General features: G+C 38.3%; 12 protein-coding genes, 1 pseudogene and 2 CRISPR repeat arrays. Of the genes and pseudogenes, 8 read left to right on the top strand and 5 right to left on the bottom strand.

The window, feature by feature from the left end:
* Positions 1-80 precede the first annotated feature (80 nt).
* The 3 genes from cas2 to csx18 all read right to left on the bottom strand — a co-directional run bounded on the left by cas2 (position 81) and on the right by csx18 (position 1,690).
* Complete coding sequence (gene cas2, locus H6F47_RS13760; RefSeq protein ID WP_096569840.1) at positions 81-359, bottom strand: CRISPR-associated endonuclease Cas2; 279 nt, start codon at positions 357-359, stop codon at positions 81-83.
* Positions 360-366: 7 nt separating this feature from the next.
* Positions 367-1,359, bottom strand: coding sequence for a CRISPR-associated endonuclease Cas1 (gene cas1, locus H6F47_RS13755; protein ID WP_096569838.1), 993 nt, complete (start codon positions 1,357-1,359; stop codon positions 367-369).
* A 73-nt stretch (positions 1,360-1,432) separates the two neighbouring features.
* Positions 1,433-1,690, bottom strand: coding sequence for a CRISPR-associated protein Csx18 (csx18, locus tag H6F47_RS13750; protein ID WP_096569836.1), 258 nt, complete (start codon positions 1,688-1,690; stop codon positions 1,433-1,435).
* A 284-nt stretch (positions 1,691-1,974) separates the two neighbouring features.
* Positions 1,975-2,536: direct repeats of the CRISPR family, unit length 36 nt; unit sequence ACCGCTTCCTTAACAAGAAGTGGAATTAATGGAAAC.
* A gap of 72 nt (positions 2,537-2,608) precedes the next feature.
* Positions 2,609-3,548: direct repeats of the CRISPR family, unit length 36 nt; unit sequence ACCGCTTCCTTAACAAGAAGTGGAATTAATGGAAAC.
* Positions 3,549-3,589: 41 nt separating this feature from the next.
* On the opposite strand from csx18, the gene H6F47_RS13745 reads away from it, so the two are divergent.
* The 3 genes from H6F47_RS13745 to yidD all read left to right on the top strand — a co-directional run bounded on the left by H6F47_RS13745 (position 3,590) and on the right by yidD (position 5,172).
* On the top strand, positions 3,590-3,751 hold the full coding sequence (locus H6F47_RS13745) for a hypothetical protein (protein ID WP_190649602.1): 162 nt from the start codon (positions 3,590-3,592) through the stop codon (positions 3,749-3,751).
* 299 nt (positions 3,752-4,050) lie between these two features.
* On the top strand, positions 4,051-4,416 hold the full coding sequence (locus tag H6F47_RS13740) for a hypothetical protein (protein WP_096569834.1): 366 nt from the start codon (positions 4,051-4,053) through the stop codon (positions 4,414-4,416).
* A gap of 219 nt (positions 4,417-4,635) precedes the next feature.
* Positions 4,636-5,172 carry a membrane protein insertion efficiency factor YidD gene (gene yidD / locus H6F47_RS13735; protein ID WP_199291168.1) on the top strand — a complete coding sequence of 179 codons (537 nt, stop codon included), beginning with the start codon at positions 4,636-4,638 and terminating at the stop codon, positions 5,170-5,172.
* Positions 5,173-5,719: 547 nt separating this feature from the next.
* Here the strand turns inward: yidD and H6F47_RS13730 are convergent.
* Positions 5,720-5,872 (bottom strand): annotated as a pseudogene (locus tag H6F47_RS13730) (tetratricopeptide repeat protein); the annotation flags it as partial.
* A gap of 171 nt (positions 5,873-6,043) precedes the next feature.
* Between H6F47_RS13730 and H6F47_RS13725 the strand changes: the two are divergent.
* The 3 genes from H6F47_RS13725 (at position 6,044) to H6F47_RS13715 (ending at position 8,923) form a co-directional block, all read left to right on the top strand.
* Positions 6,044-7,747 carry a histidine kinase gene (locus H6F47_RS13725; RefSeq protein WP_190347185.1) on the top strand — a complete coding sequence of 568 codons (1,704 nt, stop codon included), beginning with the start codon at positions 6,044-6,046 and terminating at the stop codon, positions 7,745-7,747.
* A gap of 101 nt (positions 7,748-7,848) precedes the next feature.
* Positions 7,849-8,310, top strand: coding sequence for a BON domain-containing protein (locus H6F47_RS13720; protein WP_096565443.1), 462 nt, complete (start codon positions 7,849-7,851; stop codon positions 8,308-8,310).
* A 172-nt stretch (positions 8,311-8,482) separates the two neighbouring features.
* Positions 8,483-8,923: a CAAD domain-containing protein gene (locus H6F47_RS13715; protein ID WP_096565445.1), complete on the top strand. Its 441-nt coding sequence runs from the start codon at positions 8,483-8,485 to the stop codon at positions 8,921-8,923.
* 207 nt (positions 8,924-9,130) lie between these two features.
* On the opposite strand, the gene H6F47_RS13710 is transcribed toward H6F47_RS13715, so the two are convergent.
* A complete protein-coding gene (locus tag H6F47_RS13710; protein WP_096565447.1) occupies positions 9,131-10,099 on the bottom strand; it encodes a YegS/Rv2252/BmrU family lipid kinase in 969 nt (322 codons plus the stop codon).
* Between the two features lie 599 nt (positions 10,100-10,698).
* On the opposite strand from H6F47_RS13710, the gene hemC reads away from it, so the two are divergent.
* Together hemC and glgA are read left to right on the top strand one after the other, a co-directional pair.
* Entirely contained in the window at positions 10,699-11,667 is a 969-nt protein-coding gene (gene hemC, locus H6F47_RS13705; protein WP_096565449.1) for a hydroxymethylbilane synthase, read from the top strand.
* Positions 11,668-11,788: 121 nt separating this feature from the next.
* Positions 11,789-13,174, top strand: coding sequence for a glycogen synthase GlgA (glgA, locus tag H6F47_RS13700; RefSeq protein ID WP_096565451.1), 1,386 nt, complete (start codon positions 11,789-11,791; stop codon positions 13,172-13,174).
* Positions 13,175-13,239: the final 65 nt, after the last annotated feature.

Raw genomic sequence — 13,239 nt, 5'->3', positions numbered from 1 at the left:
AACAGTATTGATCCCGTATCTGAATATTATCTATATTTTATTTATCAAGAAATTTAAATAATTTAAATAATTTAAATAATTTAAATAATAATAGAACCTGGAATTTCTGTTACGGGTGGTTCTCCCCAAGTTTCAATTTGGTTAAATGTATGTTTACTTAATGGATAAAATCTGATACTGTCTTCCAGGGAATTGATTTCTTTACCTAATCGTTGTTTTAATTCTGTATATTTCTGTGAATTGAGCAGACATTCAAAAACTGAATATTGAACTCTTTGACCATATCCTTCTAATAATTCTGAGATTTTTTGGCGACGTTTATCGTCAGGAATATCATAAACTATTACATAAAATAACATTTAAAAATTAACGAATTTGATAAGGTTGATAAACTTGACTAGGTTGATAGACAAATTCTTTAAAAATTTTAATTTGTTGAGTCATTAAATCCCATCGGGGTTGATTTTCACCTTTTTGATTTTGTACATCTTCCTCTAATTTCTGGAGAAAGTATTTTATATATTTTTCCCTACCATGATTATTGAGATAACAACCACCATCATGATAGACAAAATCTTGAGTATCATCCATAATTTTACTGTTGATTAACCACAACACCAAAGAATCAATAATTGGAGCGCGAAATTCTTCTATTAAATCAGAAGCTAATGCTGCATGACGTTCTGTTCCTTGATGCAAACAAGCATAATAGGGATCTAATCCTTGGATTTCTATTAATGTTAAAATATGATTCCACAGAATTTGATAACCAAAACTCAACATAGCATTAACGGGGTTTCCTGGGGGACGACGACTACGGGCTAAAAATATGAAATTAGGATGATTTAAGCATTCTCCAAAAGCGGAAAAATATTGAGCCGCACCAGCACCTTCTAATCCCATTAATCGTTCTGTTGTTTCTGCTTCCCGTGCTTTTTGAATTAATACAGCTAAACTTTTAATAGCCATTTCTGTAGTTGTTGAGGGATTGCGTCGTTGTTGACGTTGTAGAAAAGTCCGGCTATTTTTTAATTTACCTGCGACTATATTTTGAGCTACTATTAATTTATCGGTTGTTGTTAATTGTTGTTGATAACGGGAAAGTTGACGATATCCTCTAGCGATGGGCATTAATCGCCCATAACAATATCCCATTCTCGATAAATAAGCAATAGGAATATCTCGCCATAAACAGCTACGAATTGCTTCAGTAGTCATTTGTGATTTACCGAAAATTAATATTTGTTCTAATAGCGGTAATTGAATTTCTCCATGTATTGTTTCTCCTTGTTTGACTATTAAGGTTTCTGCTTTGAGAGAGATATAACAACCTTGACGGGAAATATATAATGTTCGCATAGTCGGTTAAGGGTAAGATTATTGATTACAAAAATTGATCTTTAGTTTGAGTACAAATTTTTTTCTAATGTTGTTAAGAATGATTAATTATTTTTGATTGTTGAGAAATGATTTCTGCTATCATATTTTTGATGTGAGTTGGTTGTAAAAAAACCACAATTTTATCAGATGCTGTAGCATTTATAAAACTAGCCAAGGTAACTAATAATGTATTGACAATAACTGCTGCTAATCCTAATGGGGCAATTAATAGGATTATAAGTGTAATTGACCCATTAAATATAGCGACTCCTAAATTTCTGACTAAAGCCGCACGATGAGAAATGTACATATTTTTTGTGAGTTGATGATTTTTTTAAAATAGACCTAATTGCCAGGTAATGTAAGGGGGTTTCATGCGAATAAGGAATTTTTTTGTTAGTAATGGTTTTTTTGCGGCCGGGTAGGGGAGGGGGTGCAAATGTTGATTCTTTCGTTGACCCTGCCGATCCCTTGCTGGGTAAGGGTTTCAGGTGTTTTAACATCATGGTTTATGGTGCTGGTTGACTCTTTTTTTAGACCCGGCCGAAAATTGCCTCTAGACAGTAGGCAGGGTAAGGGTTTATAATGGTGGCTACCGCTTCCTTAACAAGAAGTGGAATTAATGGAAACACCTGAGCAGGTAAGGAAATACGTTCTTCTATTTGTTGTACCGCTTCCTTAACAAGAAGTGGAATTAATGGAAACAAGGAGACAAGGTGCGGAGAGCTAGGGAAGAGTATTCTTACCGCTTCCTTAACAAGAAGTGGAATTAATGGAAACTTTAACCAAGCCTCTTGCAGTGGCAGGGGTGCCACCGCACCGCTTCCTTAACAAGAAGTGGAATTAATGGAAACTGTGAAGCTTTGGGTGTGGAAATTCAGCCCGGCTTAACCGCTTCCTTAACAAGAAGTGGAATTAATGGAAACTGTATCACTACCTAAAGGAGTGGGTAGAAACCACTCCTGAGCCCACCGCTTCCTTAACAAGAAGTGGAATTAATGGAAACTCCTAAAGAGATGTTGAGTACATCCTCTATAGAAACTGAACCGCTTCCTTAACAAGAAGTGGAATTAATGGAAACAAGCCTTCACAAAAGCTTATATAGTTGATTAATTCTTGTACCGCTTCCTTAACAAGAAGTGGAATTAATGGAAACGAGCTGGAGCAGGGGCTGGAGCAGGGGCTGGAGCAGGCTGGCATTGAACCAGGGATGCAAGCCTACCCGCAAACCGCTTCCTTAACAAGAAGTGGAATTAATGGAAACAACATAGTGGCGCGTGATCAGCATCCTTGTGTAAACCGCTTCCTTAACAAGAAGTGGAATTAATGGAAACGTCAGGTGAACTACTTTTATAAATCCGTTCAATCATGTCACCGCTTCCTTAACAAGAAGTGGAATTAATGGAAACTTTTGGGTAACTCTTACTGGTACACCAACAACAAGCTCTACCGCTTCCTTAACAAGAAGTGGAATTAATGGAAACTTAGCAAGATTTGCTTTGTTAATAGACTCTTGAATTTCTTACCGCTTCCTTAACAAGAAGTGGAATTAATGGAAACAGCTACGTGGTCGCCTAAGTCGTGCCGTAGGGGCACTCACCGCTTCCTTAACAAGAAGTGGAATTAATGGAAACCAAGCTAGTAGCAAAAAATTACTAGCACTCATATCAGAGATGGGGACACCGCTTCCTTAACAAGAAGTGGAATTAATGGAAACTTGGAGGTTTTCTTGCTCCTCTTGTTTTAGAGCAGCAATTCTCACCGCTTCCTTAACAAGAAGTGGAATTAATGGAAACGTATTTTCTACTTGAGAATATTTCCTGAAGACCATGAAAACCGCTTCCTTAACAAGAAGTGGAATTAATGGAAACGTTCTTCCTGCTCAAGATCAGCAATGCGCTGCTCAAACCGCTTCCTTAACAAGAAGTGGAATTAATGGAAACTTGAGGAACTCCTGCTTCAATAGCTAAGTTTAGCAAAGACAACCGCTTCCTTAACAAGAAGTGGAATTAATGGAAACGTTATATTTACAGATTAAAGTTGGCGCGGCAAGACGCAACCGCTTCCTTAACAAGAAGTGGAATTAATGGAAACTGTCCTTAGTGGTTTACTAACAGTCAATACCTATGAAGACCGCTTCCTTAACAAGAAGTGGAATTAATGGAAACTAGTAATTAAGAGCGTTAAGAAGGTCGCTCCTTCTGTGTCTATGAGAAACAAAATTGCTAAAGCTTCCCGCAAGGCTCAACATCGCTTGGCAGCAGCTAAACGCCGCCGTCGGCAAGCAAAAAATGGCCGGGTTTGCAGCCCAGCCTACCAAGCTCTCTGCAGAACCGCTTCCTTAACAAGAAGTGGAATTAATGGAAACTGAATTACGAGAGAATCTTTCGGCTCAAATGTGCCACCGCTTCCTTAACAAGAAGTGGAATTAATGGAAACACCCCAGCCATCCACGCTGGAAGATCAGGACGCGCACCGCTTCCTTAACAAGAAGTGGAATTAATGGAAACCCACTATCAGATCCCGGACTTCTTTGAGAAGTCCGGGATCTACTGCTTAAATGAAGATTTTCCTCATTCGCATGAGAAGCATTGAATCACGAGAAAATTGCGAGTATGTTGTTACAGGAGATGTAAACAAAACTACCGCCAGGGTGAAGGAATATCTGTTATGGGAGAAAATAATGACAATAAAAAACTGTTGCGTCAATCTTTAGATGCAATTAATGAACAAGAAGAACGGAAAAAAGCAGATAAAATTGTGCGGCTTTCTCGTTTAAATATAACCATTGCAGTTTTATTATCTTTATTGATTCCCCTTGCTGGATATTGTTACACACGACGTTGGAAAGCACTGTTGTGGCTGGGTTTGAGTCTTGGTGTAACAGGTGCAATAATTGGATTATCTTCCTCTACAGAAGAAGAAGCAATGGAAAGAGGTTTTGCTATTGGTTCTATTGCTAGTTTAATTGCGCCTATTGATAATGGTTTAGCTATTTCCCGTGCTAAAAAGCAGATCGAAGATATTAATAATTAGGATTTGCTAAAAAAGTATTCTCATGGGAATTGGGAATTGGGAATAGATGAAAGAGTTTAGCAGAGAAAAATGTCCTAATTAAGGTGTCTTGATAACTACATCAATAATCTAGATTAATACATGAATAATTTAGATTATTAATTTAGATTATTAATTTAGATTATTAATTTAGATTAATAATATTGATGTCTTCTTTTATTTATTGAGTTAGTCATGGAAATGTTTAATAAATTAATCCGTAAAATATCGGTTTTTGGTATTAACTTTTATCAAAAACATCTCTCACCTTACAAGGGTTATTGTTGCGCTCATCGAATTTTGCATGGTGGTGATTCTTGTTCTGAATATGTCAAAAAAGCTTTTTTAGAACAGGATTTAAATACAGCAATTCAACTTTCCCGTCAACGATTTACAGAGTGTGGACAAGCTGCGGAAAATTTAGCATCTCAAAAACCACGTCAACAGGAAAATTTAAATGTAAGATTAGGATCGGCAAATTTACAGCGCAGAAGTTCTCGTTTATTCAATCGTCGATCATTTTTGTATTTAATCATTCCTGCATTCTTTACTTTTGGTTTAGTAACTCCTGCATTAGCAAGTAAAGGAAAAGCTTATAGTCAATGTTTGAAAATGGCAACAAAATCAAGTGTAAGACAAGATCAAAAAGATGGTAAATGTGGTAATGAACCAGAGTTATATTATGGTTTATGTTGTTTGGGAATTGTGGGTTTAGGTATTGCTAATGACGATAAATAGGGGTTGCTGAAAAAGTTATTTGTGGGAATTAAGAATGTGCTGTAAATGCAAGGTTTTTGATTTCCCATATCATAAAAGCTTGCACTTTTTCAGTTTTTGATTATTTAAAATCTTTGTGGGGAAAATTCATAAATTTTCCTGACATTCATTCATTTTTACCTGATGTTTATTGATTGGCAATCTACTGAAAACTTTATTCTTGCATAGGGGTAATTCATGAATTACCCCTACTTTTGTTCCTTTTGGCGTAAGTCCTATGATTCTATTTAGGGTTTGCTGAATAAACCTAAAACCTTGATATATCAAAGGTTAGAGGCTGATAAACACAGAAATTAGTGCAAGGGTTTTGAAGGGTATACCGGAATGTGCATTTTTGGGGATTTCAAGAGATGGCAAAGAAATTTTCAAATCTCCTCCTGACTCCTGACTCCTGACTCCTGACTCCTGACTCCTGACTCCTGACTCCTGACTCCTGACTCCTGACTCCTGACTCCTGACTCCTGACTCCTATGCCCTCACGGAAAGACTTTCTCAGCAACCCCTAAATAGCTACACCACGGGATAAATAAGCACCTGCATAGTCTGGTTTGAGAGCGATCGCTTGACTAAAATAATCAATAGCCTGTTTGAGATTACCTTTTTCTGCTGCTGCTACACCCCAAGTATAAAAGTCTTCTGGTTTAGCTATTTGTGCAGGTAATACCACGGCTCACTCGATTTTCTTATAACCAATGGCATAAATATAACTTCATCCAAGAGATTGATGATACTTGCATTCAAAAACGTAGTAATAGAGTTATGGCCTTAAAGTCATTCAAAAATAACAGGAATATCAAAAGATTTCTGTTTTGCTGTTGGAGGAATATAAAGCATGGTTATAGGTATAGATAGGCGTGCTGTAGGCGTATTTCCAGATCGCCATGATGCTGAACAGGCGCTACATGAATTGAGACATTCAGGCTTTCCAATGGAAAGAGTTTCTGTTATCGCTAGACATCACGAAAATGAAGAAATTGCTGGTCATCAAGTCCGTGAGAAAGTTGGTGATCAGGCGGAAGAAGGTGCAACAATTGGGGCAATTTCTGGTGGTGTTTTAGGTGGTATAACTGGTTTATTAGTAGGACTAGGAACGTTAGCTATTCCCGGAGTCGGTCCAATTATGTTGGCTGGTGCTACAGCTACAGCTTTAATAACAACCCTTGCTGGTGCTGGTATTGGTGCCGCGGCGGGAGGTTTAATTGGTGCGTTAATTGGTTTAGGAATTCCCGAAGAAAAAGCCAAAATTTATCATGATAGAGTACAGAGAGGAGAATATTTAGTCATTATTGATGGCACAGATGCGGAAATTGCTAGAGCTAAAGAAATTCTGCATCATTGGCGAATAGAAGAATTTGAAGTTTATGATCAACCGGATGGTAAACAACCAACTACAGAAGTTGTTCATCAGGATGTAACTGTTCCTAGAGAAACAACTGTTCCTAAAGAAACAACTGTTCTTAAAGAAACAACTGTTCCTAGAGAGACGACTGTTCCTAAAGAAACAACTGTTCATAGAGAAACGACTGTTCTTAAATATGCAATTGGCTATTTTTCACTGCTGCAAGATGCGGAAACTGCTATTAATGATTTAAGAAATGCAGGTTTTCCCTTGAACCAAATTGCTTTAATACACAGAGAACGTCAACACAGAGATGCTTTTGGGGGTGTTCATTGGAGCGATCGCTTTGAGTCTACTCGTTTTAATATTCCCGATCATCAAACTCAGTTTTACAACGAACGCATCCATCAAGGAGACTATATCATTATCGCTGGTGGTACAGATACCGATATTCACCGGGCTGCAACTATTCTCAACCGACATGGAATTAAACAATGGCAAGTTTACGAAGCAAATGGTCATGTAAAAGCACCTTCGCCAGCACCTTTACAAACTACTAAAAGAGCAGTTGGTGTATTTTCCCATCGTCGTGATGCAGAAACAGCACTCAGAGACTTGAGAAATGCAGGTTTTCCCATGAACCAAGTTTCCCTTATTGCTAAAGACACAGACAACAGTGAAAAAAGGAATTTAGAGGGTAATAAAGCAGATGAAGGACTAAAAGCCGGTGCTGCTACAGGTGGTGCAATTGGTGGTATAGGTGGTTTATTAGTTGGTTTGGGAACTTTAGCAATTCCTGGAGTTGGACCTGTCATGGCTGGTGGTGCGGTAGCAACTGCTTTAGCCACAACCTTAACCGGTGGTGTTGTCGGTGCAGCAGTGGGAGGTATTGCAGGGGGGTTAATTGGTTTAGGTATTCCTGAAGAAAGAGCGCGAGTTTATAGCGATCGCTTCCAAAGAGGTCATTATTTAATCATTGTTGATGGTACTCAAGTACAAATTCACCAGGCTGAAACTATCCTCAAAGGTTTGGGAATTGAAGAATTTGATATTTATGATGCCCGTGATGTCAACGAATATCAACCGAGTGAACATCAACGCAGTTTTGAAACTGTCAAACCTACAGAAACCGTTCATGGTGATTTTGCTGGAGAAGCACCAGTAATTATTATTGACCATCGCCAAAAAACAGTTTAATTCCCATTAGTTTCACCACATTTGAGGAGCAATAAAATTAACAGTTTAAATTTTGCTCCTGCCTCCTGAATTTTGCTATATCAAAATCAAACAATAAACCAATGAAAAAGTTAACTTCATTCTTAATAGGTTCACTTTTACTTTTTAGTGCTGCTTGTGATAATACCGCTAAAACAACTGTGACTGCACCTGAACCGGGAGAAGGAGAAGTTCCAGTCAGTCCAGCAGCAGAAACCAGACAAGAAGCTAAAGAAGACGCTCAAAGTGAACTTCGCAGAAGACAACTCAACGCTGATATTCGCGCTCGTGAAGAACGAAATCTGCTAACTACTGATCGTACAGAAAGAACAGCAGCAGACTTAGCTAGTGAAGTCCGTTCTAAGTTAGAAGCTAATATTCCTGGTGGTGCATTAACAGTTAAAGCTACCGATGATGGTACTGTTACTGTATCAGGAACTGTAAATAATCAGGATCAGTTAGCTAAAATTGAACCTTTGGCTAAAGAAATTAATGGAGTGAGAAATGTAATTGTTAATGCAACAGTCGCACAACCAGGAAGGTAAAACTGCTCACAATTAATATCTGTTAATATCTCTAAGTTGATGGACTGAAATAAGTTTTTCTGGTCAATCCTCAGTAATCAAGATACAAACTGAAATATTTTTGACTTGGTATTCTGAGTCAAGACTGTTATATTGATTTACGTCCAGTCACTTATCAACACTGTTGTGCCAAATGGCAAACATTATGGAAACTCAACAACAGCAAGACTCTGCTACTTCCGTTTCACCACCAGGGGTATTATCTCTTGAAGGTGCAGAAACTGGAAATTTGCCTAAACTGCAACCAGCTAAAGCGCCTAACAGTCAATGGCAACGAATTAGCTCACAAATAGTTGACTTATTAGATCAACTACCAAATTATGTGGGTAGTTTTTTTGCTAAAAATCAGCAAGCTATCTTAACAATTGTGTTAATTTTGTCTGCCTTTGTTACGGTTAAGGTGGCGATCTCCGTTTTAGATGCTGTTAATGGTGTGCCTTTATTAGCTCCCATTTTTGAGCTAATTGGCATATTCTATGCTATGTGGTTTGTCTTCCGTTATCTCCTGAAAGCGGAAACTCGACAAGAATTATCCCACAAAGTTAGTGCATTCAAACAACAACTTTTAGGTTAATCATAGGTTAATAATTCAGAAGTCAGAAGTTCTGAATTTGGGATTTTAGATTTTGGATTTTGGATTGTTTTCATTTAGCACAATCTAAAATCTAAAATCTAAAATCTAAAATTTTTTATTTTTTTGCCCTATACCATAAAATTGTGATAAAAATTGATAATTATTCGCCCGAATGCTTCGCCCCTAAGACTCCTGACTCCTGACTTTTTATGTAGATTCCTCTTTTATTTCTACAGTTAGGTTAGGTAAACCATCTAATTTTTCTGTGGGAATTTCTTCTTTTACATAAGGAACAAAAACCGTTAACCCTGCTGGGATACATTTAATTTCTACAGGAGTTGTACCTACTATTTCCCCATCTATAACTACTTTTTGCGGTGGTTTTGTGGTGATTTTAAATTGTTTAGCTCGCAAATAACCAATATCATCTCTTTTCACTGGTGTACCTGTAGCAGCAGTTTGGAATAAATGAAATGTGGCAGCGATCGCACCTGTTTTAGTTTCTGGAGCTACTATTGTTAAATCTAATAATCCATCATCATAAATAATCCCGGAAGGTCCTTGAGCTAAAACAGAAGTTGGAGGTGCTGCATTTGCTACCGTCACCGCTGATGCAAGAGTTTGAATGATCTTATCTTCTGTTTCAATTTCCACAGCAAATCTTTGTAAATTTCCCAGTTCTTGAATACCAGCTAAGATATAAGCTATCATCCCAAAACGATTTTTAGTTTCTCGATCTGCTTTTTCTACAGTTTCTGCTTCAAAGCCAATACCTGCTAATAATATCATTGGATGATCATGACAATAAGCAACATCTACTGTGCGAGTTTTACCTTGTAAAATGGTTTGACAAGCTGCGGCAATTGTATTAGGAATATTTAATGCTGCGGCAAAAGCGTTTGCTGTTCCTCGTGAAATAATCCCAAAAGGTATATCAGTATTAACTACTGCTTCCGCTGCTGCTGATAATGTCCCATCTCCCCCAGAAACAATGATCGCTTCTACTCCCCTTTCTACTGCTGCACGTGCGAGTTCATCAGCATCAACTTCTTCAGTGGTGAGATAAATATCTAAATCAATTTCTGGTTCTAATATTGACCTAATTTGCTCTAATTCAAAGTCTGGATCACCTTGACCGGCAACTGGGTTAAAAATTAAACAAGCAGAACGAATCATAGAGATAATTGATAATTGATAATTGATAATTGATAATTGATAATTGTTTCAGTAATGGTCAATTGTTCATTGTTCATTATTGAATATTAGCATATCTTGAAAATTTCAACTTCTCTCTCAAGACTACTTTGGCTGATGATTTACTACAATTTATTTTCCTGTTTCCTATTCCTTTACCTAAACTATAACTATAATTTCTCAATGTGTAAATTTAATGTGTAAATTTATTTTGATCTCACGAAATAAATAAAATGATCTGAGACTTGATATGATTGAACCACAAAGGGCGCAAAGGACAGAAAGGGAAGAAATTTTCAGAGATTTTTTAGTGTTGCTGCGGTTGTTTTTTCTTTGATTGAGCTTGTCCTCATCAATCTTTGTTGTAGTATCTAAAAAAAATCTGCATATAGGTAGATGCGGAAAAATAAAATATGTAAAAATATACATAACGTTATACATAACGTTTTATCAAACTGGTAGCCGCTGTTGATATAAGAAAAATGTAACCGAATGTAAAGAGAGTGATTCCATCCGGTAAGTCACTTGCTGCGGTAGTCTAGATCAATGTGAATTTATCGCCTGGTTTGACAAATTGTTTTATGACTTCAGTTTCTAGCCCTCCACGCACTATTCGTATTGGTTCACGTAAAAGCCAACTAGCTCTAGTTCAAACATACTGGGTAAGAGAGCAACTTCAGAAAAGTTATCCTGATATCAATTTTGAAGTCCATACCATGTCTACCCAAGGCGACAAAATCCTGGATGTAGCATTAGCTAAAATTGGTGACAAAGGATTATTTACCAAGGAACTCGAACTGGGAATGATCGAGAAAAGTATTGATTTTGCCGTTCATTCCCTTAAAGATTTGCCTACCAACTTACCAGAAGGTTTGGCACTAGCAGCAATTACAGAACGGGAAAATCCAGCCGATGCGGTAGTATTCCATGAGCAATACAAAGGACAAACTCTGGAAACTTTACCAGCAGGTGCGGTGATTGGTACATCTTCTTTAAGAAGACTGGCACAACTACGCCATAAATTCCCCCATTTTACCTTTAAAGATGTGCGGGGAAATCTGAACACACGCATGGCTAAGTTGGATGCGGGTGAATATGACGCTTTGATTTTAGCCGTAGCTGGTTTAGAAAGATTGGAAATGAGCGATCGCATTCACCAAATTTTACCCCCTGATATTTCCCTGCACGCAGTTGGCCAGGGTGCTTTAGGTATAGAATGCCGTGCTGATGATGCTGAACTAATCACCATTCTCAAAGCTATTCAACATCCCCAAACACGCGATCGCTGTTTAGCAGAACGATCTTTTCTGCGCTCTTTAGAAGGGGGTTGTCAAGTTCCCATTGGTGTCAACACAGAAATCAATGGTGATAATTTAACACTAACTGGTATTGTAGCTAGTGTAGATGGTCAAAAACTGGTAAAAGATACCGTTACTGGTTTAGCCAAAGATGCAGAACAACTGGGAACACAACTAGCCAATACCTTACGTCAACAAGGTGCAACTGAAATTTTAGAAGAAATCTTCACCGAGATTAAACGCGGATCATAAAGGGAATGGGGACTGGTGACTGGTGACTGGGTAATCAATTTTATCTTTACCAATTACCAATTACCAATTACCAATTACCAATTACCAATTACCAATTACCAATTACCAATTACCAATAATTATGCGAATTTTATTTGTTGCAGCGGAAGCTGCTCCCATTGCCAAAGTAGGTGGAATGGGTGATGTTGTCGGTGCATTACCAAAAGTTCTCAGACAAATGGGGCATGATGTACGGATATTCCTGCCTTATTATGGCTTTCTGCCAGATAAGATGGAAATTCCCAAAGAGCCAATTTGGAAAGGCTTTGCCATGTTCCAGGACTTTTCAGTTTATGAAAGTGTCCTCCCTGGAACTGATGTTCCTTTGTATTTATTTGGACATCCTGCTTTTTCACCCCGTCGTATTTATGCCGGAGAAGATGAAGATTGGCGTTTCACTTTATTTGCTAACGGTGCGGCGGAATTTGCCTGGAATTATTGGAAACCGGAAATTATCCACTGTCACGACTGGCATACAGGGATGATTCCGGTATGGATGCACCAAGATCCAGATATTACCACTGTGTTTACTATTCATAACCTTGCCTATCAAGGACCTTGGGAATGGTATTTACGGAAAATTACTTGGTGTCCCTGGTATATGCAAGGACACAACACTATGGCCGCAGCGGTGCAGTTTGCTGACAGGGTAAATACAGTTTCCCCCACCTATGCAGAACAAATCAAAACTCCTGCTTACGGTGAAGAAATCGAAGGTTTATTGTCTTTTATTAGTGGCAAGTTATCAGGGATTATTAACGGTATAGATACGGATGTTTATGATCCGGCAACTGATAAATACATTAATCAAACTTTTACTACCGATACCTTAGACAAACGCAAAGCTAACAAAATTGCCTTGCAAGAAGAAATGGGATTAGAAGTTAATTCTAGTGCCTTTTTAATGGGTATGGTGAGCCGGTTGGTAGAACAAAAGGGTTTAGATTTGGTGATCCAAATTCTTGACCGCTTTATGGCTTATACAGATGCTCAATTTGTGTTGTTGGGAACAGGCGATCGCTATTATGAAACCCAAATGTGGCAGTTAGCATCCCGCTATCCTGGCAGAATGGCCACCTACCTTTTATATAATGATGCTCTTTCCCGTCGCATCTATGCCGGTACTGATGCTTTCTTAATGCCAAGTCGTTTTGAACCTTGCGGTATCAGTCAAATGATGGCTTTACGTTATGGTTCTGTTCCTATCGTCCGCCGTACAGGGGGATTAGTTGATACTGTCACCCACCACGACCCCGTAAATACCGCAGGTACAGGTTATTGCTTTGACCGCTATGAACCTTTAGACCTATTTACCTGTATGATTCGGGCTTGGGAAGGTTTCCGTTACAAACCCCAATGGCAAGAATTACAACAACGGGGTATGAATCAAAACTTTAGTTGGTATGAATCTGCTAAACAGTACGATAGTCTATATCGTTCCATGTATGGTTTACCACCAAACGAGTAGGTGACTGGGGACTGGGGACTGGGGACTGGGGACTGGGGACTGGGGACTGGGGACTGGGGACTGGG

The organism is Sphaerospermopsis sp. FACHB-1094 (assembly GCF_014696195.1).
GTDB classification, from domain to species: Bacteria; Cyanobacteriota; Cyanobacteriia; order Cyanobacteriales; family Nostocaceae; genus Sphaerospermopsis; species Sphaerospermopsis kisseleviana.
Note: the sequence above shows the minus strand (reverse complement) of the source record. Positions and strands in the feature narration are given on the sequence as shown.

Excerpts from the sequence above, each read along its gene's own strand:
- H6F47_RS13725 (WP_190347185.1), top strand. The coding sequence starts at position 6,044 with ATGGTTATAGGTATAGATAGGCGTGCTGTAGGCGTATTTCCAGATCGC.
- H6F47_RS13740 (WP_096569834.1), top strand. The coding sequence starts at position 4,051 with ATGGGAGAAAATAATGACAATAAAAAACTGTTGCGTCAATCTTTAGAT.
- cas2 (WP_096569840.1), bottom strand. The coding sequence starts at position 359 with ATGTTATTTTATGTAATAGTTTATGATATTCCTGACGATAAACGTCGC.
- H6F47_RS13745 (WP_190649602.1), top strand. The coding sequence starts at position 3,590 with ATGAGAAACAAAATTGCTAAAGCTTCCCGCAAGGCTCAACATCGCTTG.
- hemC (WP_096565449.1), top strand. The coding sequence starts at position 10,699 with ATGACTTCAGTTTCTAGCCCTCCACGCACTATTCGTATTGGTTCACGT.
- glgA (WP_096565451.1), top strand. The coding sequence starts at position 11,789 with ATGCGAATTTTATTTGTTGCAGCGGAAGCTGCTCCCATTGCCAAAGTA.
- H6F47_RS13715 (WP_096565445.1), top strand. The coding sequence starts at position 8,483 with ATGGCAAACATTATGGAAACTCAACAACAGCAAGACTCTGCTACTTCC.
- yidD (WP_199291168.1), top strand. The coding sequence starts at position 4,636 with ATGTTTAATAAATTAATCCGTAAAATATCGGTTTTTGGTATTAACTTT.
- H6F47_RS13720 (WP_096565443.1), top strand. The coding sequence starts at position 7,849 with ATGAAAAAGTTAACTTCATTCTTAATAGGTTCACTTTTACTTTTTAGT.
- cas1 (WP_096569838.1), bottom strand. The coding sequence starts at position 1,359 with ATGCGAACATTATATATTTCCCGTCAAGGTTGTTATATCTCTCTCAAA.
- H6F47_RS13710 (WP_096565447.1), bottom strand. The coding sequence starts at position 10,099 with ATGATTCGTTCTGCTTGTTTAATTTTTAACCCAGTTGCCGGTCAAGGT.
- csx18 (WP_096569836.1), bottom strand. The coding sequence starts at position 1,690 with ATGTACATTTCTCATCGTGCGGCTTTAGTCAGAAATTTAGGAGTCGCT.